Here is a 26,825-nt window from a genome sequence, read left to right on the forward strand (position 1 = left end):
ATGGACGTTCTATTACGTCCATTTTTTAATACGGCATATTTATGACATCCATAGCTTTTTTAGCATCGTTTTCGATTAACTTATTAATATTAAATACGGAATATTGACCTTGTTTTGATAAATAGCTAAAAATTTGCGTATGCAAATTGTTCACCGATACTAGATGTTTAATAAATAAATTATTTAAATCAGGAGTAGCTGTTTCTGTAGTTGCATGTGCATACATTTTTGTTAATACTTTTGTTGCTGATAATAAATCTTCTGCACTCATTTCGCTTGCTAATTTATCGCTTGCTGCATCCCTGTCCCCAATCGTTATATTGCTCATAAATTTTAGTAAATCCCGTAAGTTATTTTCAAACAATGTAATAGAAGTTTTATATAACTCTTTTAATCCAGAATCTGTTATATTTTTTATATTTGTTTTAAGCTTATATAAGTAGTAAGTAGTTGTTGCAACAATTTCATGTAATTCTAAGGTTTCATGCCAAGCCAATGTTCTCATCAGGATCCCTCCTTTATTGTACAAGTCTATTCAGTAAGGAATGGTGATATGACGAAAAAAAGGTAGAGTTTAAGCAGGAAGGGAGGAAATGGGAGAAGGTTGGAAGTTATTTGAGGGATTGAACTAGAACTATTCCGCCATTCTTGTCCCACAAAACTTATGTATATTGAGAATGTGATTCATCAATTGAGTTTATGTGTAAAGAGTGTTTTAGAAATGATTGATTTAATTAATGAGGAAGATTTAACGTTCCGACCGGTTAAGGACAAGAAATCGATGGGGGAGTTAGTCCAACATCTATGTGAGCTTATTGGTGCTGATATGGAAATTATGAGCGGTGCTAGTCAAGAAATAATGGTTAAATACTATACCGGGGTTGAATGTAAATCACTAGTTGAAATGAAAAGTTTATTACAAAAAAACTTTCATGAATTAAAGGAATTCTATTTTAATTTGAAAGAAAAAGATTTAGTTGAAAAAACTACTTCATATTGGGGTCTTCAATATTCAAAATTTGAGTGGTTATTAGAGATATTAGTCCACTTCACTCACCACAGAGCGCAATTACATATGCTACTAGTCCAAAAAAAGGGCGATATTAATATCGGACTATTTTAAAGAAAAAATAGGGGATAGGAGAAATGATACTTTCTTCCTATCCCCTAATCTTGTACTTCATCAGTCTTTCGTTTCGTGCTGTGGATGCATAAATTGTTTTGCAGGCTGTTCTCGTTTTCTTGATTCTAATAAGTCTGTGTTTTCTGCACTTGCCCAACCAATATCATTAGTTGGATGAACCCACTCGTCGCCTGCCATAACAGATGGATCAACATCGTCAGACCAATTATTTATTGGAGAGTTAGGAGAGCTATACTTACTATCTCCAATTACTACCCCCTTTGAATTTACAAAAGGCTCTTCCATTTTAATGTTTGTCCCTTTAAAAGAAGGGAAATTTGAAATATGGGGTAAAGTATCATTCATTACCGGCGAATCAATTTTGGTTTTCTCATTTTTTTTCTTCATTATATATCACCTCTACTTACCAATTATTATTTGCTAAATAGTAAAATCAATACAAAAAGGACAATATCCAAAATGAATATTGTCCTCTTTTACTTATGCTTCTATTGTAAAAAATGAAGGCGATAATGTTTTAGGTGAGAAATAAACTAGCATCGCATAATTACCAGTTCTATACTCTCCAGTTAGTAAGAAATGTTCGATATCAAATGAAAGTGATTCAATCATTGTATGCTTATAAATTTCTTTTTCATTTAGATTAAGTGTAATAAAATCTGAGCCTAAATATTCAGGATTTTCGATAATTCGTTTATAAATATCCTTCGCAAAATCATGGTTTGTTACTTCGTCCCACCAAGGTTTACGCGGTTTATATTTATGATTTAAATAATAATCAATTTTCATAATATCTTTAACGATTGTATCGTTTTTGATTTGATATTGAGTTAAAAACTCATTAAGACGCTTAAATAAATCTTCAAGCTGGTGGCCGATTCTTGACCAACCTCTTTCTTCCCAATATGAACCAAATAATTGGAAGAAATCAAATGGACTTTCAAACTCATTTTTAATTAAATATTCTATCGTATTATTTGTTCGATGGTCATTCCAATATTTTTCAAGTACGTCTTCAACTTGCTTAATTTTTACAATATCATCGAATGATAGTACATTATTACCTAATACTTCGTACGGAGCATAATCCATATAAACATAATCATGTTCATGCGCTCTTAGTCGTACTCCAGTGCCTCTTAGCATTTTTAAGAATCCTAGTTGCAACTCTTCTGGCCTTAAAGCAAAAACGTCATTGAATGTTTGACGAAATGAATTGTAATCCTCTTCAGGTAAACCAGCAATTAAATCTAAATGTTGATCTATTTTTTCGCCATCTCGTACAAGTGTGACAGTTCTGCAAAGTTTTTCAAAGTTTTGTCTTCTCATAACTAGTTCGTTAGTAGCATCATTTGTAGATTGAACACCTATTTCAAATCGGAATAAGCCTTTTGGAGCATTTTGATTTAAAAATTCGATGACTTCTGGTCGCATAATATCACCAGTAATTTCAAACTGGAATACCGTTCCTTCCACATGTTCGTCAATTAAAAATTGGAACATATCCATTGCATAACTACGACTTATGTTAAAAGTTCTGTCTACGAATTTAAAAACCTTAGCTCCATTTGCCATTAGGTAACGAATATCGTCTTTGATAACCTCTCGATTAAAATATCGCACCCCAACTTCAATAGAAGATAAACAAAACTGGCAATTAAATGGGCAACCTCGGCTTGTTTCGATATATTGAATTCTTTTACTTAGAAAAGGTAAATCTTCTTTAAAGCGATATGGGGAAGGAATAGTTGTTAAATCTAATTTTTCGGTTTGCGGTTTAATGATATTTTTTCCTTCATCTCGATAACCAATGCCATTTATGGAAGTGAAATCATTCCCATTTTCAATAGCTTTAATTAATTTCTTAACAGTAATTTCTCCTTCCCCAATCGTAATGATGTCAATTTCCTTTACGCGATCTAACCAATAATTCACATCATAGCTTACTTCTGGTCCGCCAACAAAAATAATAACGGAAGGATCAATTTTTTTATACATACGGATGACTTCAATTGTTTGTTCGATATTCCAAATATAACAGCTAAAACCAAGTATTTTTGGCTTGCGTTTATATAAGTCAGTGATGATGTTAAGACTTGGGTCTTTTATTGTATATTCTGCAAGCTCTATATCATATTCAGGCTGAGCATACGCTTTAATGTATCGAATTCCCAAATTAGTATGGATATATTTTGCATTTAATGTTGCTAAAACAATGTTCATTTATATACCTCGTTCTAAATTATTATCGATTTATTTTATCATAAAATATTGAGATTACTAAATTTTCAAAAGCGAAATAGAAAATGAATGATGAAAAGAAGCGATCCAAATATCAAATTACTTATTTATTAGGGTATTTTAGTCCGTCCTTCTCCAAAATACTTAACGCCTTAAAGTGATTTCGTCTAACTGAAACTTACCATATTTTATAGTAGATTTTCTTCACATTTTTTATAAAAAAGACATATGATTTACTAAATACAAAAAAGTTTCCCTTGGGAAAGAAAGGATAAACAATATGAGTAAGAAAGTCTTATTTTTCACTTATTTGTGTAATAAAATAGGAGTGCTGTCAAATCAGGATGTAAAAAAAGTATTAAATCATTAATTACTATCAAAAATGGATAAAAGTTGTAGAAAATTGATGATTGTTCATTTACTTAGAACTATTGACAATGAACACCGTCACATGACATAATTTTATTAAATAGTATGAATAGTTTGAATTTTTAACGGTGTCCAAATAGATAGTCTAAATAAGTGGAGGTGTAAATATGAGTTTATTTTTAGAACAATGGAAAAAGCTTGCGAATATTAAATGTGATTTGGCTAAAAGAGATTGGTTTTATGGTACTAGTGGAAACTTGTCTATGAAAATTTCAGACGATCCATTATTATTTCTTGTAACAGCTGATGAAAAGGATAAGAGAGCACGCTGTGATGAAGAATTTATAGTAGTTAATAATCTTGGTGAACCAGTATTTGATACGGTATTAAAGCCATCACTTGAAACTTTAGTTCATGCAAATATTTACGAAAAAACATCTGCTAATTGTGTGCTCCATGTACATACCGTAGATAATAATGTTATTTCTGAATTATTTGGTGGTGAGGGGCAGGTAGAACTTGAAAATAATGAAATGATTCATATATTAACAAGTTCTTATTTTGAAAATAAAATAACAGTTCCAATCATTGAGAATGCACAAGACATGGAAACTTTTAAACGTGCATACACTCCATTTTTAACAAAGGATTTTGGGGCTGTTCTTGTTAGAAATCACGGGATCACTGTTTGGGGAAGAAGCCCACTAGAAACGAAGAAGTGGCTAGAAGGAATTGAATTTTTAATAAGTTATAAAGTAAAACTAATGATGATTCAAGGTCATAAAATAAAAGCAGGCAACTAAATAAAAGCGAAAAAAGCTGAAATAGTAGTGGTAAATAAATTCCATTACATTTCAGCTTTTTTATTTTATAATAAAATTATACTATTTTTTAAAATTGATCATTTCTAGAAGGTTTTGCTAAATAAAATTTTTTTAGAGTATACTGTATATAAAGGAATTGAGCAATAAAATTTGTTCATAGCTACAATTTAATTAACTTTATATAAAAGTGTCTATACAATTTCACTTAAATCAAAATTAATCATTTTAAGCAGGATTTAATAAAAAGTCGTCTAATTTATAAGTAAGAACGATAGAAAAAAGCGCTATTTCATAAAATAAATAAACCTACTAGGTAATTTTGCTTAGTAGGTTTCATATTGTATCTATTTTAAATAATTTAGATAGAATGAATAATAGAAATTAATTCGATTAAGAATGAAAAGGTTTGTTAAAAAACATCCTGTAGAAGGGAATCAGTCTAATGAATGAATATCAACTCAGCCGTTTATTATTATCTATTTCATTAAAAAGGGAAGAAATGGTATTTTTTGCGGAAACTAAAGGGTTAAATGAACATTTGACCTTAAAGGCCAGTCAAGAATTGGACGAGTTAATTATTTCATACCAAAAAAAATTGCTATCGGAATTAAATAAGTCATTTTCATTGAAATAATCTTAAGATTGATTAATAAGTGTAAAATAATAATATAGAATGAGCAATGTAAAAGAAATTGAAGGGGTATTATTATGGAAGAGACAAATAGAAAAGATATAGAGCTTTCTTTAAAGCTATTTATTGTATTATCGCGAGCTCATAGAAAGATAAATGATTCTGCAAACAAATCAATTGCTAGTTTTAATTTAAATCCAACTGAATTTGCAGTGCTAGAGCTCTTGTATCATAAAGGAAATCAACCACTTCAACATATTGGAGAAAAAATATTAATTGCAAGTGGCAGTATTACTTATGTTGTAGATAAACTCGAGAAAAAGGGTCTAGTTTATCGAAATCCTTGTAGTGCAGATCGTCGAGTAATTTATGCAGAAATAACTGAAAGTGGAAATAAACTGATGGAAGAAATATTTCCTGTGCACGAAGAATTTTTACATGAACAAATGAGTGATCTATCTAATGAAGAAAAAAATTTCTTAATTCACTTATTGAAGAAAATTGGATACCATGGGTCTAACTAAAAAAGCTCTCATTTGATGGGGCTTTTTTTTATTTTCAAACAATTATCGTTTAAATTAATTTGTATTTACAACTATATATGCTGCTAAAAACTAGTTTCTTTGTAATTATATTGTAGGATTTTAAGTGAAAAAATTTTTAAATTTTCAGAAATTTATTTAGATTTAGGTTTTTTTACAGGAAGATTTTTTATATAATAGCAATATCACAAAAAATGGAGGGATTAACATGGGTTTTCAAGATTACCATTATTCTAGACCAAGTATTAAGAACTTTGGGGAACAATTTAAACGTTCACTACAAAATTTTTATGATGCTTCAACGGTCTACGAACAAGAATTAGCAATGAATGAAATCAATGATTTAAGGAATGAATTTTCAACAATGGAAAATTTATGTGCAGTTCGCCATTCGGTTGATACAAACGATAAGTTTTATGAGGATGAGCAAGCGTTTTTTGATGAGAACACTCCAATTGTCCAATCATATGGGCAACAGTATTATAAAGCATTAATCGGTTCTCCATTTAGAGAGCAACTTGAAGAAAAATATGGCCATCAATTATTTGCTTTAGCTGAATGTGAAGTGAAAATTTTAAGTGAAGAAGTAATTCCGGATTTACAGGAAGAAAATAAACTAACGACTGAATATGCTAAGTTAGTAGCGGCTGCTAAACTTCAGTTTTATGGAGAAGTGAAAACGTTAGCACAAATTTCAGCACATTTCGAGGATAAAGATCGAGAGGTTAGAAAGACAGCTTACGATACATACTTTGGATACTTCTCGGAGAATCAAGATAAATTTGATGAGATTTACGATAAATTAGTAAAAATCCGAACTCGTATTGCAAACAAACTTGGTTTCTCGAACTTTATTGAACTAGGATATGCTCGTATGATGAGGACAGATTACGATGCAAATGATGTTAAGAAGTTTAGAGAGCAAGTTCTTGAAACAATTGTTCCAATCGCTACCGAATTAAGAGAACGACAAGCTAATCGAATTGGTGTAGAACAACTTTATTACTATGACGATAAATTCGAATTTGTAACTGGTAATGCAACACCTAAAGGTAATCCTGAATGGATTATTGAGAATGGTAAAAAAATGTATGATGAATTATCGAAAGAAACAAGTGAATTTTTCAATTTTATGTTAAAAGAAAATTTACTAGACTTAGTTGCTAAGGAAGGAAAACAAGGTGGGGGATATTGTACTTATATTCCAAACTATAAGGCTCCTTTTATTTTCTCGAATTTCAACGGAACATCTGGTGACATTGACGTATTAACACATGAAGCTGGTCATGCATTCCAAGTTTATGAAAGTCGTAAATTTGAAACTCCTGAGTATAACTGGCCAACTTTTGAGGCGTGTGAGATTCATTCAATGAGTATGGAATTTTTCACATGGCCTTGGCAAGAAGAATTCTTTAAGGAAGATACCCAAAAATATTATTTTACACATTTAAGTAGTGCAATTACATTTATTAGTTATGGTGTGGCAGTAGATGAATTCCAGCATGAAATCTACGCAAATCCCGATTTAACACCTGAGGAACGTCACGGACTTTGGAAGAAAATAGAAGAAAAATATTTACCTCATCGAGCAAATGATGGAAATAGTTATTTAGAAAAGGGTGGTTTATGGCAAAGACAGGGGCATATTTACCAATCACCATTCTATTATATTGACTATACTTTAGCTCAAATTTGTGCATTACAATTTTGGAATAAAATGCATGAAGACCGAAATTCAGCGTGGTCCGATTATGTTGGACTTTGCCAATTAGGGGGAAGTAAATCATTTTTAGGCTTAGTTAAAGAGGCTAAACTTGAATCTCCATTTAATGATGGTTGTATTGAGGAAACACTAGAACCTGTTAGAAAATGGCTAGTAGGAGTTAACGATCAAAATTTATAAGGAAAAACTCCGACTTTTTAAAAGTCGGAGTTTTTATATTGGTTATAAATCATGAGGAAAGGATTCTTAGGCCGATAAAGTACAATTAAAGAAGAAAGCAAAAAGAGAAAGGATTAACCTTTCTCTTCAAATTAATTATTAACTACTTTGGCAGTTAAAGAATTAGCATGCTTCTTTGATCTTTTAGTAAAGAACAGTTCATATACAACCGGAATAAATACTAACGTTAATAAAGTCGAAGAAGTTAAACCACCAATTACTGTAATAGCTAATCCTTTCGAAATAAGTGTACCACTAGACTTTGTTAATGCTAAAGGGAGTAAAGCAGCTATTGTAGCAAATGCGGTCATTAATATAGGTCTCAGACGTGTTTTACCTCCCTCGATGATCGCTTGGCGAAGAGGTAATCTTTTTTGTTCTATATTTTGTCCGATTCGATCGACTAGTACGATTGCATTTGTTGTAACAATCCCAATTAACATTAGTAAACCAATCATTACACTAATTGAAAGCGGTTCGCCTGCTAGGAATAGTGCAACGAATGAACCGATTGGTACAAATACTAATGCAGACAAAATAATAAATGGAATTCGAGCTTTTCCAAAAGTAATTAACATCGTTAAATAAACTAATCCGATTGCAACTCCCATTGCAACACCTAAGTCTTTAAATGTTTGAGTAGTATCATCACTACCGCCGCCACCTTTTAAAGTTACATCAGATGGTATGTCTACATCTTTTTTCACATCATTGATTACTTCATTTGTTACTTTTGCAATGTCTTTTCCTTTTATTTGAGCAGAAACCTTCGCAAATACTTTACCATCTAATTTTTGAATGGCAGAATATGTTTCAACTACTTTAACTTCGGCTACATCTGATAATTTAATTGGTCCTAATTTACCAAGCAATTTAATATTTTTAATATCCTCTACGGATTGGAGTTCTTTATTATAAGTTAATTGCACATTTTGGTCTTTACCATCAATTTTTAATGTTCCCATATTGACTGGGTTTGTTTGGTCTGCAACTAAACCTAAGATCATGCTAGCGGAGAGACCATTTTCAGAAACTTTTTTCTCATCAACTGAAACAATAACTTGTTTTTGTTTTTCAGAGAAATTATTTGTAACATATTTTAGGTGATCATTCTTTTTCATATAGTCTTCAACTTTTTTTGCACTTTCTTGAAGTGCAACTAAGTTATTAGAATATAAATTGATGTCAACATTATTATTTGATGGTGGCCCACCAGAAGAGTTTTCTTGTAATCCTACTTTAGCACCTTGAACTTCTGAAGCTGCTACTTTCTCCATTTTACTTTTTGTATCTTTAATAAATTGATCAACATCTGCACTTTGTTTTAAATTAATAAAATAACTAGCTTTATTCTCAGTTTTTAGGCCTGTCATAAAGTCCCGGCTACCAACACCAGTAGAAACTTCTTGCACTTCCTTCATATTTAAGAACATCTTTTCCATTTTTAATGAAACTTCATTTGTTTTTTCTAATGATGTTGAGGATGGAAGTTCTAATGAAGCAATGATAGATCGTGAAGATTCATTAGGAATAAATGTAAAACCAAGTCTACCTACTAAAGAGAAAGAACCTGCAAGTAATACAATAGCTAGTATAATGATAATCCATTTGCGATTTAAAGATTTTTCAATCACTTTACCGTACCAAACTTGAATTTTTTCTTCTTTTTCTTCAGGTGGCACTTTTTTAAATGCATAGCGTCCTAATATTGGAACGATCGTAATCGAAACTAATAATGAAGCAAGTAAAGAAAAAACAATTGTTAAAGCAAAAGGTAGGAATATTTTACTGGTAAATCCACCTACAACACCTAAAGGTAAGAAAACTACAATTGTAGTAATAGTAGAAGATGTGACTGCTTTTAATATTTCTTTTGTTGAAGATAAAATTAAATTATTTGAAATGCCTTCTTTTGATTTACGTATTCTTCGGAAAATATTTTCAATTACAACGATACTATCGTCCACTACACGCCCTACTGCAACTGCCATACCACCTAGCGTCATAATATTTAATGTTATATCTAATTTAAGTAAGAAAATCGATGTAATTAATAATGATAAAGGTATCGATATAATAGCAATAAATGTAGCTCTGAAATTACGTAAGAAAATCAATACTGCTAATGAGGCGAATAATGCGCCTAATAAACCTTCTTTAATTAAAGATTCAACAGATGACTTTACGCCTTCAGCAGAACTATAACCCACTTTATATGAAATTTCATTTTTGTACTTATCTAGTACGTTTATTACTTTGTCAGCTACTTCAACTGTATTTGCATCTTGTTTTTTCGTTATTGCCATTGAAATAGCATCGTTTTCGTTATAACGAATTAATTCATCTTTAGAGTCTACTGATTCAATTTTAGCGATTTCTCCTAATAAAACTTTCGGAGTTTGAGCATTTTGATTTGGTGCGGAAGAAATAAAAGATGCAGGTTGTAACTCTAAATCCTTTAGTTTTTGAAGTGTATCTAATTTTTCTTCGACACGAATTGGAATTTTAATATCGCCATCAGTTATTTTTCCAGCAGGGAAGGATAGGAATTTTGCATTAATTTGATCTTTTATACTTGATAAAGAAAGTCCAAAATTTGCAATTTTTTGCTTATCAACTTCGATTGATAGGGAAGTAGATTTTCCTCCACCTATCGAAACGCTATTTACACCTTCAATTTTATTTAAAGCTGGTACAATTTCGTCGTTTAAAGTTGATTCAATATTTGAACCATCTTTTGAAAACATAGAGAGGTAATAAATAGGGAATGATCCGAACGAAAACCGGTCTACTTTTGTTGTTACATTTTCAGGTAATCCAGCGTCCTTTAAAGTTGTATTTATTTGTTGTTCAACTTTATCCATATCCGTATTAAATGGAAATTCTAAATTAATAACAGAAACGCTTTCGAAAGAAGAGCTTGAAAGTGTCTTAATTCCTTCGATTGATTTAAATGAATTTTCAAGTTTTGTTGTAATCTGCTCATTTATATCATCTGGTGCTGTACCAGGGTAAACTACTTGAACAGAGATTGCTGGAAATTCAATATTTGGAAGCTCTTCAACTTTTAATTTTGAATAAGAATATAATCCTCCAAATATTAATAAAAACGAAATAATAAATATTGCTACAGAGTTTTTTAAACTAAACTTAGTTAAAAAGTTCATTAGCTACCTTCCTTTCTATAGATCGTGATAAAGTGATAAATATGTATAATCCGAATTTTCAATCTTTTGATGGCGTTTTTTCTCTAAGAAGAATGCACATTTTAACCATAGGATGCTCGCTTTAAAATTCAAGAGAAAGATCTTAAAGTTTTTATACGATTTTCTTGCTCAATCCTTCTAAAAATAATTAACATATATTTTCATTTTTTGTGAAATGATAAGATGGCAAGAAATTGATTATTTTTAGGAGGTATGAAAATGACAAAATCAAAAAAAGAAAAGGAACGATTTTGGAATGAAAGAAAGTCGAACCATCAGCCACATGATAAAGTAAAATCGTTTAAAGAATTGGACAAAGAAACAAAATAGCCATCTCCTTTACTAAAGAGTGATTGGTACCAGATTTTTTTCGTGCATATCACTTATCACATTTTCATTTGTAATCATAAAAAAAAGTCCCGTGATATACACGGGACCTGAGACTGATTTGGTAAAGAATTCTAATAAAATTTTAATAGAATCGAAATCTATGTAGTTCGAACCTTTTAAAATATGAATATAAGCAGAATCTACTATTTATAAACTATTCCGCTGTTCTTACTATTTTATAATTTTTATGGTTTACGACTGTTAGCGGTTCCATTTCTAAATCTCTGAAGTTTTCCATTATGGATATGTCAACAATGACAGAATTTTTATTAACTTTTTGTACTCTACCTTTCAACCCCTGTTTAAACTCAATGATATTTCCTGCTTCTGCAATTTTCATGAGCGTATCTCCTAACAAAGTTTTGACTTGACACCTTCTATAATGCATGAAAACGGTTTAAAGGTAAAGAGAAAATTTAAATTTTTATACAATTTTGTCTTTTTTCATAAGAAATTATGTTTAAAAACCTTTTGAAAGGCAAAAATGGTTGTAGCACTTTCAGGAGGTTAGTTTGTTGAAAGAATGGTTTGAAGAGTTTGAAGTAGAAATTTCAAATGAAATTAAAAATTTAGTAAGTAGTAATACGCTTATAGGTGATCCAATTTTATTTTTTGAAAACATTATTTTAGTACCATTTTTTGAAATGATTTTAGCGCTTGGCGAAGCTCATTCATCATACGAGTTTGCGAGTATTGGAACAGGAGTAGAAGTAATTCCTAAAGCATTTTTAGTTTTAAAAGATGGAAAAAGTGAAGTAATTTTAGTAAATAATAAAAATATGAATTTAGCTGTTACAGAAAAAATTCTTGATGTGACGATTTAGTTTCCATTAAGTACATTCTTTGTTAATGTTAGAATTGAAGTTTATTTCTTGTAGCCATCAAAAAAAACGATCAAAATAATAAAGGGTGATTATATGGAACAAAATGAATTTATCAATTTGATTGATCAGCTAGCTAAAGGTGAGATTTCAGAAATTAGCGTTACAAAAGATGATTTTTTAACATTTAGACAAATAATCGTTAATCGCGAGGATTTTAAGCACTTTCGTGGAATCGCTCAGCATGGTGGCCATGCAATTTATACTTACTTGGCAGAAGCTAGAAGTTAACTATTTTTGTTAAAAATTAAAGTCAAAATTATATTATTTTAATCATGTACTCATTAAAAGTTTGCGAAAAAAAAAAGTTTTTTTAGCTTTTTTTCTTATTTCGCAAGGTGTTAATGAGTACTTTTTTTGTGAAAATGTTATGACCTCATTTGACAAAAAAATCGTTTTACACTTTATTGCACTCTTCTCCATAATTTGTTAAATTTCATATATTGTTTTATTTCGAGACATATTGTCGAAATGTTTATTTTCTAAATTCAGTACCTATATGTTGTGTTTGTTCTAAAAAGGTAATACAATATGTAGGTATATAATATAAGTATTTTCAATATTCTTACATATTAACGAGGGTGATAATATGGTGATAGTTTACAGTTCAATGACTGGCAATGTTAAGCGATTTGTCAATAAAGTTAGAATGCCGTCAATCCAAATAAAAGATGGACTAAAAATTGAAGTACCGTATATTCTCGTAACCTATACTACAGGATTTGGTAGCGTACCTGAAAACGTAAGTACTTTTTTGGAGAGTAATTCGAAGTATTTAAAAGCAGTCAGTGCAAGTGGTAATAAAAACTGGGGAGATTCTTTTGCAGCAAGTGCAGATAAAATAGCATCAGACTATCAAGTTCCAGTGTTATCAAAGTTTGAACTGTCAGGGACAAGTCGAGATGTACAATATTTTATTGAGGGAGTGGAAAAGCTTGAGACATATTGAGCTGAATAATGAATTGACGATTAAAAAAGATGGTTTTTTTGATCTCGCAAAAGATAAAGAAGCGCTTCTCTGTTTCTTAAAAGAAGTTGAAGATAAAAAGATTCAGTTTTCTTCTTTAAAAGAACGCTTAAACTATATGATTCAAGAAAACTACTATTATAATGTTGAGATGGATTACTCCTTTGATGAAATAGAAAAATTATATGAGTTAGTATACAATGCAGGATTCACTTTTCAATCATATATGGCCGCATCAAAATTCTTTAAAGATTACGCATTAAAAACAAATGATGGAAAGCATTATTTAGAAGGATATGAAGATCGAGTTGCGATCGTTGCACTATATTTAGGAAGAGGCAATATTGAAAAAGCATTGAAATTAGCAAAAATGATGATTCAACAAAACTATCAGCCAGCTACTCCAACTTTCTTAAATGCTGGAAGAAGTAGAAGAGGCGAATTGGTGTCATGTTTCTTACTAGAAATGGACGATAGTTTAAATTCAATAGGATTTCAAATTAATACAGCAATGCAACTGTCAAAAATCGGCGGTGGTGTTGCACTAAATCTATCAAAACTTAGAGCGCGTGGAGAGCAAATTAAAGAAATTGATAACGCTGCAAGTGGTGTTGTTCCTGTTATGAAGCTATTAGAAGATTCGTTTTCATATGCTAACCAGCTTGGACAACGTAAAGGTGCTGGTGCATCATATTTAAATATTTTCCACTGGGACGTAGTTGAATTTCTTGATACAAAAAAAATCAATGCCGATGAGAAAAGTAGAATTCAATCACTATCAATCGGTTTAATTGTTCCAAATAAATTCTTTGAACTAGCAGAAAAAAATGAACCATTCTACGTATTCGCTCCATATACAGTGTATAAAGAGTATGGTATTCATTTAGATGATTTTGATCTAGATGAAAGATATGAAGAATTATTAAATAATGAGCGAGTTAAAAAGAAAAAACTAGATTTAAGTGCACGTGATCTTTTAGTAAAAATTGCTGCGATTCAGTTAGAATCTGGTTATCCATATTTGATGTATAAAAGTAATGCTAATCAGCAGCATGCATTAAAGGATATTGGCGAAATTAAAATGTCTAATTTGTGTACAGAAATTTTCCAACTACAAGAAACATCAGTCATCAATAACTATGGTGAAGAAGATCAGATCAAACGTGATGTGAATTGTAATTTAGGATCATTAAACATTGTAAACGTAATGGAAAATAAAGCGATCAGAGAATCTGTTCATGTTGGAATTGAGGCATTAACAGCTGTGACAGATATGACGGAAATAGAGAATGCACCTACAGTGAAAAAGGCAAATGAAGAACTTCATTCGGTTGGTCTAGGTGCAATGAATTTGCATGGATTTTTAGCGAAAAATGGAATTTCATATGAAAGTGCTGAGGCTAAAGATTTTGCGAATACATTCTTTATGATGGTAAACTTTTATTCAATTGAAAAAAGTATGCTAATTGCTAAAGAAACTAGTAAAACGTTTAAGGATTTTGAAAAGAGTGAATATGCTAAAGGTACTTATTTTGAAAAGTATACTTCAAAATCATTTGAACCTAAAACTGACAAGGTAAAGGAATTATTTAATGGGATCTATATCCCAAATGAATTTGACTGGGTTACATTAAGTAAGCAAGTACAAGCGTATGGATTATATAACAGCTATCGTTTAGCAATCGCGCCTACACAATCGATTAGCTACATTCAAAATGCAACTTCATCGGTTATGCCGATTGTAAATGTTATAGAGTCTAGAACTTACGCAAATTCAACAACTTATTATCCGATGCCATATTTATCAAAAAATAGTTTCTGGTATTATAAATCAGCTTATGATATTAACCAATTTAAGTTAATTGACTTAATTGCTGAAATTCAGCAGCATGTCGATCAAGGTATTAGTACAATCCTATATGTAAACAGTGATATCTCAACGCGAGAGCTTGCTAGATACTATATTTATGCTAATAAAAAAGGATTAAAGAGTTTATATTACACACGTACTCGTAAATTAAGTGTTGAAGAATGTATTAGTTGTTCAGTATAAAAAAATTAGTATTGGACTTTAGTATATAAAGAGTTCAATAGTCTAAATTGAAATCTAAATTAAATTACTTAATGATCTAAAATGAAAAGCTCGAATATAGAATGCTTTTGCTATTGTTCTATATTATCGAGCTTTCTTTATGATTAGGGGGAAATATGAATGAAAGCTGTTAACTGGAATAAAAAAGAAGATGATTTTAGTTTAGTATTTTGGAAGCAAAATCTATCGCAGTTTTGGACTGAAGAAGAAATTGTCGTTTCATCTGATAAAAATACTTGGAATACATTATCAAAAGAGGAACAATCAGCATTTAAAAAGGTTTTAGGTGGTCTAACTTTATTAGATACTAAGCAAGGCGGAGAAGGTATGCCTTTAATCTTAGTTCACCTTAAAAATTTACAAGCAAAAAGTGTACTAGCATTTATGGGTGCGATGGAAGAAGTACATGCAAAAAGCTATTCGCATATTTTTACAACTCTTGCTACAGAAGATGAAATTGAAGATTTGTTTAAATGGGTGGACGAGCATCCAATTTTAACTAAAAAATCGGAATTAATTTCCTCTTACTATTTAAATCTATTAAAGCGTGATGTTTCGGATGAAGAGTTATACATGGCAATGGTTGCAAGTGTATTTTTAGAAAGTTACTTATTTTATAGTGGATTTTTCTTCCCGTTATACTTAGCCGGTCAAGGTAAAATGACTGCTAGTGGTGAGATTATTAATCTGATTTTACGTGATGAAAGTATTCACGGTGTATTTGTAGGAATATTAGCGCAACAAATTTATGACCAATTTACTGATGAACAAAAAACTCGACTTTACAATGAAACAATGTCATTATTAGTTCAATTATATGAAATTGAGTTACAATATACAGACGAAATTTATTCTTCAATTGGTTTAGTAGATGAAGTTAATAAGTTTATTCGATATAATGCAAACAAAGCGTTAATGAACTTAGGTTTTGATTATTATTTTGATGAAGAAGATATTAATCCAATTGTTTTAAATGGCTTAAAAACGGATACAAAAAATCATGATTTCTTCTCTGTTAAAGGTAATGGGTATGTAAAAGCAGTTACAGTGGAAAAATTAACAGATGAGGATTTTGTCTTTGAATTTTAAAATGTAAGGAAGTATGTAAATGAAAGCACTTGTTTTTAGAGAATTTGGTCAATCAGACGTATTGAAATACGAAGAAATAGCAACACCTAAAATTGCTAACGATGAAGTATTAGTTGAAATGAAGGCTGTAGGCGTTAATTTTGCAGATATTTATCGTCGTAAAGGAAATTATCATTTAGCAGGTGATCCTCCGTATATTTTAGGGTATGAAGGCTCTGGAATTATTACCGAAGTCGGTTCTGATGTAACGGACTATAAAGTAGGAGATCGCGTAGCGTTTGCAGATGTTCCTTTTTCGAATGCAGAGTATGTTGCTGCAAAGGAATCTCATATTGTACCAATTCCAGATGAAATTAATTTTGAAATTGCTGCTTCTATTATGCTACAAGGGTTAACTGCACATTATTTAATCAATGATAGTTATAAAATAAAAGCAGGTGATGTTGCACTTGTTCATGCAGTAGCAGGTGGTGTTGGTCAATTATTGACTCAAATGATTCTTTTAAAAGGTGGAGAGGTAATCGGATTAACCTCATCACAAGAAAAAAGGGAAAAAGCTTTATCAATCGGTGCGAAAGAAGTATTTTTATATACTGATAATTGGGTTTCACAAATAAAAGAGTTTACGAAAGAAAAAAATGGTGTAGATGTTGTATATGAATCAGTAGGATCTACAATAATGGATAGCTTTGAAGCAACAAAAGTCCACGGTACAGTTGTATTTTATGGAATGGCTGGAGGGGATCCAGTACATATTGATCCAAGAATGTTAATGGATACTTCAAAAACACTAACTGGTGGAGACTTGTGGAATGTTCTAATTTCAAAAGAAGAGAGACTACGTAGAAGTAATGAGCTATTTAATTGGATTGCAACTAAACAATTAATCGTACAACAACCTACTGTGTTTCCTTTAAAAGATGGTAAGCTTGCTCATGATCTATTAGAAAGTAGAAAATCAACTGGAAAAATCATATTATCTGTTTAATAACAAAGACCAAAACATCAAAGTTTTGGTCTTTGTTTGTAGACAAAATATTAAAAATTTGTTATTTAATTGGTAATGTAATTGTAAAAGTAGTTCCATTATTATCGCTCATTACGCATATAGTACCATTATGATTTTGGATTAGTTTTTTAGTTAAAGATAAACCTAGTCCAGTACCGTCATCTTTAGTTGAGAAGAATGGATCAAATATATATGGTAAATCTGAAGGTGGAATTCCTAATCCATCATCTTTTAATGCAATATAAATAAAATCCTTTTCAATGTAAGTTGATATAATAATTGTAAGCAGACCTTCTTTTTTTGCATCTAATGCATTATGAAATAAATTTAAAATAACTTGTACAAGTTGGTTTTTATCAAAGAAAATATGTGCTCCTGTTAATTCCTCAGATAGGTAGTATTCAATATTAACATTATTTAAAACAGTCTCGCTAAATAATAATTGTTTTATGTGATTCGATAAAAAATCATTAATATTAATAGGCTCTGGTTTATAGTTCGCATTCTTTGTAATAGATAAAAAGTCAGTAATGATTCCATTTGCTCTATCTAATTCTGGAATCAATAAATCATTAAACAATTGCTTATATTGAGGTGGAGCTTCTTCTTGCAAGAATTGTAAATAACCTCTAACAGTTGTAAGTGGATTTCGGACTTCATGTGCTATACCTGCAGCAATTCTACCTGACATTGCTAGCTTTTCAGAATCCCTTGCCTCGTTTAAATTATGAAAAACACCAATTACTCTCGAAATTTCCCCATTTATATCACGAATAATACGGGTATTGATAATGCCATAGTTAATATTTAAAATTTCCTTATTATAAAATTCTTCACCTGAATAAAGTGTTTGTAGTAAACAAATGTCTTTATCGTCTATTTTTAATAAATTTCTAATATGCCGTCCGATTAATTCGTATTTAGTAATTCTAAAATCAATCGCAACTTGTTGGTTATATAGCGTAATGATCCCATCTTTATCGATAAATACTATGTGATGCGGTAAAGCATCGTAAATGGATTGCAAAGTTCTTCGACTATTAGATAAAAAGCTAGAGAATTTAGTATGTAATGGAAGTGTTTCATTATTTGTATTACATAAACTTGTATTTCTAGTTAAATGATTTGAATTTGATAATTCACGAGTTTCATTTGAAAATATAGATCCGGAAGTTATTGTATTTAAAATTATTTCATACGATTTTACTTTTTCTTCAAGCTCGGTTATTTTATTTTTTAGTTCTTGTACTGTCTCGTTAATCATTTACACTATACTCCAATTTCTACTAAAATAAGATTATACTGTAGTCATTATATCAAACAAATTCGTTTATTTTAATGAAAATTAGAAATAATTAATTAGTAATGAAAGAACTAATGGGAGAGAAGTATGGAAATAAAAATTGGAGTTACTGGGTGGGGCGATCATGATAGTCTATACCCTGATCGGATTCACTCTTCAAAAAAATTGAGACAATATTGTATGCATTTTCCAATTGTTGAAATTGATTCTTCCTATTATAGTATTATGCCACAATCAAACTATCAAAAATGGGTAAATCAAACAGCAACTGACTTTTCATTTATCGTTAAAGCATATGGCGGAATCACCGGCCATTCAAGGCAAAACTATTCTAAAGAGGAACAAATTTTACTGTTAACGCCATTTTTGGAATCAATCCAGCCTTTAATTGAAGCGAATAAATTAAAAGGTATATTATTTCAGTTTCCACCATGGTTTAATTGTAAAAAAGAAAATGTTGAATTATTAAGAACTTTGAAAAGTAAACTTAAAGGTCTTCCTGCAATTTTAGAATTTCGTAATCAGTCATGGTTTTATCCTAGGTTTTATGAGCAAACGTTGAAGTTTATGGAGGATGAAGGATGGATTCATTCAATTTGTGATGAGCCACAAGCAGGTAATGGAAGCATACCAATCGTATTACATCCTACGAATCCAAATTTCACTTTAATTCGTTTCCACGGTAGAAATATATATGGTTGGAATCATAATGGACAAGATAATTGGCGTGAGGTACGTTATTTATACCGATATAATGAAGAAGAATTATACGAATGGGTAGATCGAATTGAACAGATATCAAAAAACACAAAAGAAATTTGTATACTGTTTAATAATAACTCTGGTGGAGATGCAGCGGATAATGCTAAACAGTTAATGAAGCTGCTAGGTATAGAGTTTGGACCATCTTCTACCGAGCAGCTTGAATTATTTTAATTTGATTTTCGTAAAAGAGTTATGCAGCAAATATTAATAAGTAGGAATGCAACAAATGCCAGCATTGGAATTGTAATGAATCCAAACCAATTTAAATAATCTCCAGTACAAGGGACCGGACCACACTGTGTTGCTGTTTCCTTAAGTGCAGGAACTTTTTGAATTAAAATATGATAGATTGAAATACACATACCTATTAATGATAAAGGTAAAACATAAATAACATCTTTTATTTTATTTTTATAAAAAGCGATTCCTATTATAAAAACGATTGGGTACATAAAAATTCGCTGATACCAGCATAATGAACAAGGTGTCCAATGATTAATTACTGAAAATGATAAACTACCTAGTGTTGCAATAATACTTACAATCCAGGTGAAAAATAAAATTGATTGCTGTTTCTTCATTCCTTACCATCCTTAATTTGATTTTCGATATTGCTATTGTACCTTTGATTGGATGTAAAGTGGTATAAAAACGACGTTTGGTCACTAATATTTAATAAATTTAAATTTTAGTTATTTTAAAGAGCCAGGAAAAATATTCTAGGCTTTTTTTGATTTTGATAAAAAGAATATTATAAAAGCTAAAAAAACCTGAGATCATAATCCCAGGTTTTTTTAGCTATATTATGCGATTGCTGCGTCTAGAGCGATGACAATCATGTCATTAAAAGTAGTTTGTCTTTCTTGTGCAGATGTTTCTTCACCAGTGAAGATATGATCACTTACAGTTAAAACAGTAAGAGCGTCTACATTATGTTTTGCTGCGATTGTGTATAATGCAGTAGTTTCCATTTCTACAGCCAGAACACCGTAATTAGCTAATTTTTCATACATGTCCATACTATCTCGATAGAAAAGATCTGAAGTTAAAATATTTCCTACTTTAACATTTAACCCTTTATTCACTGCACCATCATACGCTTTCTTTAATAAATCAAAGCTAGCACATGGAGAATAATCGAAACCAGGGAATGTTTGACGATTCATATTTGAATCTGTACAAGTCGTCATCGCAATTATGACATCACGAATTTTTACATCCTTTTGAAGTCCACCACATGTACCAACGCGAATCAAAGTTTTTACACCATAACTATTAATCAGTTCATTTACATAAATACCAATTGAAGGTACTCCCATTCCAGTACCTTGAACGGAAATTCTTTGACCTTTATATGTACCAGTAAAACCAAGCATTCCACGTACATCATTATAACAAACAACATCCTCTAAAAATGTTTCTGCGATATATTTAGCTCTTAATGGGTCCCCAGGTAATAAAATTTTATCAGCAATTGCACCTTGTTCGGCACCAATATGTATACTCATTTAATGTTCCTCCTTAAAACTGTGTGTAAATAGCCCATCCATTATCAGTATGTTAGTTTCTACATTTAAATAAAAAACATTCTTATTTGTATACTACTTAAAGGAAAAAGTAAGATGGACGTAGTACATATTAAATATAGAAATATTCATAGACAAAATTAACCAATACAGATAATTTATGGCGAATTTTAATTATTGCACAGGTGATAAAATTATGAAAGAGTTTACAATTAAATTTCAGCTTTCTTGAGATAACTAAAAATTAATAATTTTAACTAGTTAAGGGAGAATGATCTATGAAATTTCGTTTTATTGCAGCTCTATGTATAGCTATATTAATTATTCTATTAATTAGCAATCGCCTAGTTAATCATAGTATATTATCAAGTGGTAGTCAGGTTAGCCACCTAAAAGTTCAAAAGGTAAAATGGAATCTTACGACTAAAAAAAATTCACAAGAAGTAACCGTATCCTCTAGAACTTTGAATGTGTTACAACGCGAAAAAATCAGAATATTTATTACGACAGATCAATTAAAATCTTATAAAGTCATTGAACCAGTATATAATGGAAATAATCAATTTACATTTAAGTATTCTTTTAAGAAAGACATTCCTTATTATGTTAGTATATTTTTAAATAATCAAACGCTTGATACAAAGATTTTACAAAAACAAAAGGACAAAAAAGAAGAAGTATTTCCGACAGCAATTTTAACGAAAAAGACTGATGATTATAGAGTTTCTCTACTATATACTTCAATTCTTCCAAAAACTAAGAGTAAAATTACTTTTGATTTTGATCAATTTAAAAAACGTTCTAAATTTACAGATCAGCAATTTTATATTATGAATGAAGAAGGAACATATTTTAAGCTAATTAGTAATCCTAATAATCATTCAAAAGTAAACTATGAACTTGATTTACCTGAAGCAGGTATGTATAAAATATTTTATGAATTTAAATTAAATGACGATCAAAAATCATTTGATTTTATTTTAGACGTAAAAGACAAAGACAGCTAAGGAGTAGGAAATGCATAATTTATTAATGAATTCAAAAGTATTAGTTTTTGATTTAGATGGTACTTTGTATGATGGTACTGAGCACTACGATTACTATGCTAAATTACTAGCTAATGAAATAAGTTCAGAAAAGCGTGATTCTTTTTTAAAGGATTATAAAAAAATAAAAGATTATGATCACGCATTAACAATTGGAAAAATTTATGACTCAGAAAATGATTTAATCATATCGTTAGATCCAATTACATTGAAGCCAATACAAGTATTTACTTGGGAAGGGCAACTACTTTCTAAAGACGAACTTCCAGAGAAATATCTTGAAAAAATTAATTATGAATTACCATATATCCCAGTAGGTGATGGTTGGTGGATTCCTTTAGTAGCAATTTATCACTACGGTGCAAGAGACGTATATCACTGTTATGATAAAACAAAAGAGTATATGGCAACAAAAGAGTTTAATATTCCTTATATAAGAGGATTAAAAGAGGCTTTAGAAAAAGTTAAGGATTCAAAAAAAATAGTATTGTTAACGAACTCTGATCGAGAAGATGTAACTAGATTATTGAAGTTACTTAATTTAAATGATTTATTTCATCTAGAAATTACGGATGGTAAGAAGCCATTAGAAACAGAAAACCATTTTAAAAATATCATGAATAAGTTTAATGTTATGCCACATGAAATTGTGTCAATCGGCGATAATTTCATTAATGAAATTTCTCCTGCTTTAAAATTAGGAATGCACGGAGTTTATATTACAAATCAAACGACTTTACAAGTTAGTGACTCCTTGTTAGTTGTAAAAAAACTAGAGGAAGTATTTGAATAACTAAAAAAGACTGTAAGCGAAAAATTGCTTACAGTTTTTTATTGTGCAGTGGGCATTTTTAACACTTATTTGAATTACAAATCCAATTTGAAGTATACTCAATTTCCAACTTATTTTTATGGGCATCATACATACTTTTGAAATGGCTATGAGAAAATAATGTTAGGAGGAAGTGTGAATGAACAAAAATCGAAAACGATACTCTCTCATATTTTCTATCTTTATTTTTTTTACTGCTTTTTTTAGTAATAACATAAATAGTGAAGCAAGAACTACAAATTACGGCTATATTACTCACCCGTTATTAATTTATTTTTTTGATGTAGGTCAAGGAGATAGCATGGTTATGATTTTACCAAATGGTAAGACTGTACTGATCGATGGAGGAGATGTTGAACATGGTGGAGTCGTTATAAAAAAACTTAGACGACTACATATAAATGCGATTGATCTATTAGTCAGTACACATCCAGATATCGATCATATTGGTGGGTTATTAAAAGTAATGAATAGTGTTAAGGTAACAAAAATCCTAGATAGTGGGAAAAAATATAATTCACATTCTTATTACTTATATAAGAAAGAAGCGTATCAGAAGAATATTCCAATTAGTATTGCTAAGTTAAATGAAAAAGTAATGCTTGACCCTAATGTAGATATTACTGTTTTAAATAGCGGGAAAAAATCGTATACAAATAATAACAGTTCAATTGTATTGAAGGTTAAATATAATGACATTTCAATTTTATTAACTGGTGATATTGAAAGAAACACTGAAAAAAGATTAATTAAAAATGAGAATATTAATGCTCAAGTTCTAAAAATTCCGCATCATGGATCATCAACATCAACTTCAGAAGCGTTTTTATTTGCTGTAAATCCTACAGTCGCAATCCTTTCATATGATAAATTTAACTTATTTGGTCATCCACATCGGTCAGTAATGAAGAGGTTAAATCACCTAGGAATTAAGCAATATACAACGGACCAATTCGGAGATATCGAATTATCAACAAATGGTCATAGTTTATATATTGAAAAAGAAGAAGTATTGGTAGATCCTTGAAGGACAAGAACCAATACTTTTACTTTTTTTGTATAAAGGATAAAAGCAAACTAAATCCGTCATTATTTGTGACGTTTTTGTTAATTGCTTATAAGTAGTATAGACAACTAGGAGTATATATCATAAAATAGTTATGAAGAAATCAAGGTACTTATATAAATGAATGTGAATGATGATTAAGTAAACACTACTTTCTATATTGGGGTATTGGCGAAGACTTCTTAAGCAAAGGAAAGAGGAGAGTAAATGAAATCAATTATTAATGTAAAAATATACACAGGTACAGAAGTAATTGAAAATGGTTATATTCGATACAATGAAAAAATTTCTTCTGTTGGTCATATGAATGGTTATGAAAATGAAGGTGAAGAAATCATTGATGGAAAAGGAACTGTTATTATTCCTGGAATGATTGATGTCCATATTCATGGTGCATATGATGTCGATGCAATGGATGCTGATCCAAACTCAATGGTAACGATGAGTAAAGAAATGATGAAGGAAGGAGTAACAACATTCTTCCCGACTACAATGACGCAATCTAAAGAAAATATTAAAAATGCTTTAAAGTCTTTAAACGAGGCTAAAAAACTTGGCGCTCATTTTGAATATATTCATTTAGAAGGACCGTTTGTTAATAAAAATAAAGCTGGAGCACAACCATTAGAGTACATTATTAACCCTGACGTTGAACTATTCAAAGAATGGCAAGAAGCTTCTGGTGGATTAATCAAATTAGTTACTTATGCACCTGAGGTTGAAGGTGCAAAAGAGTTAGAAAAAGAGCTAGAACGCACAAATGTAGTTGGCACAGTAGGTCACTCTGATGCGATCCGTTCAGATTTTGAAGGTAGAAATATTTTCCACGCTACACATTTGTATAACCAAATGAGACCTATGCATCATCGTGAAGCAGGAACAGTTGGACATGTATTACTTGATGACCGAGTAATGGTAGAAATGATACCTGATGGAATTCATATTCATCCTGATATGGTAAAGCTTGCTTATCGCCTAAAAGGTGCTAAAAAAATAAGTGTAATTACTGATGCGATGAGAGCAAAAGGGTTAGAGGACGGCAAATATGAATTAGGTGGACAACCTGTATTTGTAAAAAATAAAAGTGCAAGATTAGAAGACGGAACGCTTGCGGGTAGTATTTTGAAAATGGATGATGCATTCAGAAACATTATGGCATTTACTGGCTGTAGTCCTGAAGAGGCAGTACAAATGACATCAATAAACCAAGCTGAAGAGTTTGGTCTTAAACATAAGGGCGTATTAGAACCAGGTAAAGACGCTGATTTTGTGCAAATGACTCCTGATTTCTTCGTTATTGATACAACTAGACAAGGTAAAAATATGAATGAGGTGACTTTATGAACGTAATCGTAGCAAAAAATGCAGAAGAAATTTCAAAAGTAGCATATGAAAAAATGGTAAAGGCATTTGAAGGGAAAGCGGAATTCACATTAGGATTAGCTACAGGTGGATCTCCACTAGGTATTTATGAACTTTTCCGTATTCATAAACCAGATGTGTCAAACGTCATTACTGTAAATCTTGATGAATATGTTGGACTTGCTGAAGATGATCAAACAAGCTACCACACTTATATGGCAGAACAACTTTTTAACCATTTAAATTTTAAAGAAAACCATCTACCAAATGGAAATACAAAAAATTTAGAAGAAGCTTGTAAAAATTATGAGGAATTACTACAAAAGCATCCTGTAGATTTACAACTTTTAGGAATTGGTGAGAATGGCCATATTGCATTTAATGAGCCTGGTACACCATTCGATACACCTACTCATATTGTAGAGCTTACTGAATCAACTCGTAACGCCAATAAAATTTATTTTGAAAATGAAGAAGATGTCCCAACACATGCTGTAACTATGGGAATTGGGTCAATTATGAGAGCGAAAGAGATCATTTTAGTAGCTTCAGGCATCAAAAAGGCTGAAGCAGTTAAGGAAATGTTAAATGGAAAATTAGATATTAACTGTCCTGCTACTGCACTTCAAAACCACAACAATGTAACGATTGTTGTTGATGAAGAAGCATACTCACTTTGTAATAAATAATGTTAAAACTAGATAAAAATTCACCGTTACCGATTTATTTTCAAATACAAGAGATTTTAAAGCTTAAAATTAACTCAGGAGAATGGAAACCTGGTGAGCGAATTCCCTCTGAGCAAACATTGAGTGAGATGTTAAATGTAAGCAGGATGACAATAAGACAAGCATTAAATAATCTTGTAAAGGAATCATTAATAAGTCGGAAACGAGGAATTGGTACGTTTGTTTCAGTAAAAGATGGGATTGAAGTTGAGGAATCACTAAAATCATTAAGGAGTTTTTCTGAGGATATTACATCCATAGGATTGACCCCTACAAATAAACTACTTGGCTTTTCAACGATTGAAGCTGATGAATATTTGGCAGAAGTGTTATCAATTGAAAGTGGTTCTGAAATTTTTAAAATTGAAAGATGTCGTTTAGCAAATGATCATCCCATTGCAATCGAAACAACATACCTACCAAAAAAATTAGTAAATCGAATTGATGAAAAAGTATTAAATCATTCATTATATGAATATTTTGAAGTTACATTAGGTTATTCAATAAAAAAAGCCACAAAATGGATTAAAGCATCTTTAATGACAGAAAAAGATTCATTAATTCTTGAGGTGGCGGAGGATTCTCCAGCATTAGAATTACACCAAGTAACGTTTATTAATGAAGGAATACCACTTGAATATGTAAGTTGTATTTACCGGGCTGATCGCTATCGTTTTACAATTGATATCGACCGTTAAAAAGAGTGCTTTTTTAAGCACTCTTTTTAACACTGGTGAAAAACAACCTTGTCAATTAAATTACCAAATTTTCGTAAAAGGAGTAGAGTGATGTTGATTTCCACTACTGAAATCTACTAACTCATATGACTCTGATACATTAATATTCAATAAGAAAAAGGGTGCTCCAAGT

At 30.7% G+C, this 26,825-nt stretch carries 27 protein-coding genes; 19 read left to right on the forward strand and 8 right to left on the reverse strand.

Features of this window, described 5'->3' with window-relative positions; all coding sequences use genetic code 11:
- Positions 1 to 25: 25 nt before the first annotated feature.
- Positions 26 to 505 carry a spore coat protein gene (locus tag ABEY15_RS07980; protein WP_429889577.1) on the reverse strand — a complete coding sequence of 160 codons (480 nt, stop codon included), beginning with the start codon at positions 503 to 505 and terminating at the stop codon, positions 26 to 28.
- Between the two features lie 216 nt (positions 506 to 721).
- Here ABEY15_RS07980 and ABEY15_RS07985 point away from each other — a divergent pair, with 216 nt between their 5' ends.
- A complete protein-coding gene (locus ABEY15_RS07985; RefSeq protein WP_429889578.1) occupies positions 722 to 1,123 on the forward strand; it encodes a DinB family protein in 402 nt (133 codons plus the stop codon).
- Between the two features lie 60 nt (positions 1,124 to 1,183).
- On the opposite strand, the gene ABEY15_RS07990 is transcribed toward ABEY15_RS07985, so the two are convergent.
- Positions 1,184 to 1,531, reverse strand: a complete 348-nt coding sequence (locus ABEY15_RS07990; RefSeq protein WP_429889579.1) for a DUF3905 domain-containing protein — start codon at positions 1,529 to 1,531, stop codon at positions 1,184 to 1,186.
- Positions 1,532 to 1,624: 93 nt separating this feature from the next.
- On the reverse strand, positions 1,625 to 3,367 hold the full coding sequence (locus ABEY15_RS07995; RefSeq protein WP_429889580.1) for a B12-binding domain-containing radical SAM protein: 1,743 nt from the start codon (positions 3,365 to 3,367) through the stop codon (positions 1,625 to 1,627).
- Positions 3,368 to 3,921: 554 nt separating this feature from the next.
- Here ABEY15_RS07995 and mtnB point away from each other — a divergent pair.
- From mtnB to ABEY15_RS08015, 4 genes are all read left to right on the forward strand, one after another.
- Positions 3,922 to 4,557, forward strand: a complete 636-nt coding sequence (mtnB, locus tag ABEY15_RS08000) for a methylthioribulose 1-phosphate dehydratase (protein ID WP_429889581.1) — start codon at positions 3,922 to 3,924, stop codon at positions 4,555 to 4,557.
- A 463-nt stretch (positions 4,558 to 5,020) separates the two neighbouring features.
- The gene (locus ABEY15_RS08005) at positions 5,021 to 5,212 is read left to right on the forward strand and encodes an aspartyl-phosphate phosphatase Spo0E family protein (protein ID WP_025671755.1); all 192 of its coding nucleotides are present in this window, start codon (positions 5,021 to 5,023) and stop codon (positions 5,210 to 5,212) included.
- A 74-nt stretch (positions 5,213 to 5,286) separates the two neighbouring features.
- Entirely contained in the window at positions 5,287 to 5,733 is a 447-nt protein-coding gene (locus ABEY15_RS08010; RefSeq protein WP_056474121.1) for a MarR family winged helix-turn-helix transcriptional regulator, read from the forward strand.
- 226 nt (positions 5,734 to 5,959) lie between these two features.
- Positions 5,960 to 7,654 carry a M3 family oligoendopeptidase gene (locus ABEY15_RS08015; RefSeq protein ID WP_429889582.1) on the forward strand — a complete coding sequence of 565 codons (1,695 nt, stop codon included), beginning with the start codon at positions 5,960 to 5,962 and terminating at the stop codon, positions 7,652 to 7,654.
- 131 nt (positions 7,655 to 7,785) lie between these two features.
- On the opposite strand, the gene ABEY15_RS08020 is transcribed toward ABEY15_RS08015, so the two are convergent.
- The gene (locus ABEY15_RS08020) at positions 7,786 to 10,860 is read right to left on the reverse strand and encodes an efflux RND transporter permease subunit (protein WP_429889583.1); all 3,075 of its coding nucleotides are present in this window, start codon (positions 10,858 to 10,860) and stop codon (positions 7,786 to 7,788) included.
- A 258-nt stretch (positions 10,861 to 11,118) separates the two neighbouring features.
- Between ABEY15_RS08020 and ABEY15_RS08025 the strand changes: the two genes are divergently transcribed.
- Positions 11,119 to 11,229, forward strand: a complete 111-nt coding sequence (locus ABEY15_RS08025) for a DUF6254 family protein (protein WP_235832784.1) — start codon at positions 11,119 to 11,121, stop codon at positions 11,227 to 11,229.
- Positions 11,230 to 11,443: 214 nt separating this feature from the next.
- Here the strand turns inward: ABEY15_RS08025 and ABEY15_RS08030 are convergent, their stop codons facing one another.
- Complete coding sequence (locus ABEY15_RS08030; protein WP_069035503.1) at positions 11,444 to 11,629, reverse strand: YkvS family protein; 186 nt, start codon at positions 11,627 to 11,629, stop codon at positions 11,444 to 11,446.
- A 175-nt stretch (positions 11,630 to 11,804) separates the two neighbouring features.
- Here ABEY15_RS08030 and ABEY15_RS08035 point away from each other — a divergent pair, with 175 nt between their 5' ends.
- The 6 genes from ABEY15_RS08035 to ABEY15_RS08060 all read left to right on the forward strand — a co-directional run bounded on the left by ABEY15_RS08035 (position 11,805) and on the right by ABEY15_RS08060 (position 17,306).
- Positions 11,805 to 12,113 carry a spore germination protein GerW family protein gene (locus ABEY15_RS08035; protein ID WP_098234421.1) on the forward strand — a complete coding sequence of 103 codons (309 nt, stop codon included), beginning with the start codon at positions 11,805 to 11,807 and terminating at the stop codon, positions 12,111 to 12,113.
- A 93-nt stretch (positions 12,114 to 12,206) separates the two neighbouring features.
- Positions 12,207 to 12,401, forward strand: coding sequence for a hypothetical protein (locus ABEY15_RS08040; protein ID WP_429889584.1), 195 nt, complete (start codon positions 12,207 to 12,209; stop codon positions 12,399 to 12,401).
- 358 nt (positions 12,402 to 12,759) lie between these two features.
- Positions 12,760 to 13,119 carry a class Ib ribonucleoside-diphosphate reductase assembly flavoprotein NrdI gene (nrdI, locus tag ABEY15_RS08045; protein ID WP_429889585.1) on the forward strand — a complete coding sequence of 120 codons (360 nt, stop codon included), beginning with the start codon at positions 12,760 to 12,762 and terminating at the stop codon, positions 13,117 to 13,119.
- Entirely contained in the window at positions 13,106 to 15,190 is a 2,085-nt protein-coding gene (nrdE, locus tag ABEY15_RS08050; RefSeq protein WP_429889586.1) for a class 1b ribonucleoside-diphosphate reductase subunit alpha, read from the forward strand. The genes nrdI and nrdE overlap by 14 nt, the downstream gene beginning before the upstream one ends.
- A gap of 159 nt (positions 15,191 to 15,349) precedes the next feature.
- Complete coding sequence (gene nrdF, locus ABEY15_RS08055) at positions 15,350 to 16,318, forward strand: class 1b ribonucleoside-diphosphate reductase subunit beta (protein WP_429889587.1); 969 nt, start codon at positions 15,350 to 15,352, stop codon at positions 16,316 to 16,318.
- A gap of 19 nt (positions 16,319 to 16,337) precedes the next feature.
- Positions 16,338 to 17,306 (forward strand): quinone oxidoreductase family protein, encoded by a 969-nt coding sequence (locus ABEY15_RS08060; RefSeq protein WP_429889588.1) that lies wholly within the window; start codon positions 16,338 to 16,340, stop codon positions 17,304 to 17,306.
- Positions 17,307 to 17,367: 61 nt separating this feature from the next.
- Here the strand turns inward: ABEY15_RS08060 and ABEY15_RS08065 are convergent, their stop codons facing one another.
- Positions 17,368 to 18,591, reverse strand: a complete 1,224-nt coding sequence (locus tag ABEY15_RS08065; protein WP_429889589.1) for a two-component system sensor histidine kinase NtrB — start codon at positions 18,589 to 18,591, stop codon at positions 17,368 to 17,370.
- Between the two features lie 126 nt (positions 18,592 to 18,717).
- Between ABEY15_RS08065 and ABEY15_RS08070 the strand changes: the two genes are divergently transcribed.
- Positions 18,718 to 19,566 (forward strand): DUF72 domain-containing protein, encoded by an 849-nt coding sequence (locus tag ABEY15_RS08070; RefSeq protein WP_429889590.1) that lies wholly within the window; start codon positions 18,718 to 18,720, stop codon positions 19,564 to 19,566.
- Here the strand turns inward: ABEY15_RS08070 and ABEY15_RS08075 are convergent.
- Together ABEY15_RS08075 and deoD are read right to left on the reverse strand one after the other, a co-directional pair.
- On the reverse strand, positions 19,563 to 19,976 hold the full coding sequence (locus tag ABEY15_RS08075; RefSeq protein ID WP_088013893.1) for a disulfide oxidoreductase: 414 nt from the start codon (positions 19,974 to 19,976) through the stop codon (positions 19,563 to 19,565). The genes ABEY15_RS08070 and ABEY15_RS08075 overlap by 4 nt on opposite strands.
- 222 nt (positions 19,977 to 20,198) lie before the next feature.
- Entirely contained in the window at positions 20,199 to 20,903 is a 705-nt protein-coding gene (gene deoD / locus ABEY15_RS08080; protein WP_088013894.1) for a purine-nucleoside phosphorylase, read from the reverse strand.
- Positions 20,904 to 21,199: 296 nt separating this feature from the next.
- On the opposite strand from deoD, the gene ABEY15_RS08085 reads away from it, so the two are divergent.
- From ABEY15_RS08085 to ABEY15_RS08110, 6 genes are all read left to right on the forward strand, one after another.
- Positions 21,200 to 21,928, forward strand: coding sequence for a hypothetical protein (locus tag ABEY15_RS08085; protein WP_429889591.1), 729 nt, complete (start codon positions 21,200 to 21,202; stop codon positions 21,926 to 21,928).
- Between the two features lie 10 nt (positions 21,929 to 21,938).
- Positions 21,939 to 22,760, forward strand: a complete 822-nt coding sequence (locus tag ABEY15_RS08090) for an HAD family hydrolase (protein WP_429889592.1) — start codon at positions 21,939 to 21,941, stop codon at positions 22,758 to 22,760.
- Positions 22,761 to 22,938: 178 nt separating this feature from the next.
- Positions 22,939 to 23,826 carry a ComEC/Rec2 family competence protein gene (locus tag ABEY15_RS08095; RefSeq protein WP_429889593.1) on the forward strand — a complete coding sequence of 296 codons (888 nt, stop codon included), beginning with the start codon at positions 22,939 to 22,941 and terminating at the stop codon, positions 23,824 to 23,826.
- Positions 23,827 to 24,072: 246 nt separating this feature from the next.
- A complete protein-coding gene (nagA, locus tag ABEY15_RS08100; protein WP_429889594.1) occupies positions 24,073 to 25,209 on the forward strand; it encodes an N-acetylglucosamine-6-phosphate deacetylase in 1,137 nt (378 codons plus the stop codon).
- A complete protein-coding gene (gene nagB, locus ABEY15_RS08105; protein WP_429889595.1) occupies positions 25,206 to 25,916 on the forward strand; it encodes a glucosamine-6-phosphate deaminase in 711 nt (236 codons plus the stop codon). Before nagA ends, nagB begins: the two co-directional genes overlap by 4 nt.
- Positions 25,916 to 26,653 (forward strand): GntR family transcriptional regulator, encoded by a 738-nt coding sequence (locus ABEY15_RS08110; protein WP_098429933.1) that lies wholly within the window; start codon positions 25,916 to 25,918, stop codon positions 26,651 to 26,653. Before nagB ends, ABEY15_RS08110 begins: the two co-directional genes overlap by 1 nt.
- The last annotated feature ends 172 nt before the right edge of the window (positions 26,654 to 26,825 follow it).

The organism is Gottfriedia acidiceleris, assembly GCF_050457485.1.
GTDB lineage: Bacteria > Bacillota > Bacilli > Bacillales > Bacillaceae_G > Gottfriedia > Gottfriedia acidiceleris_D.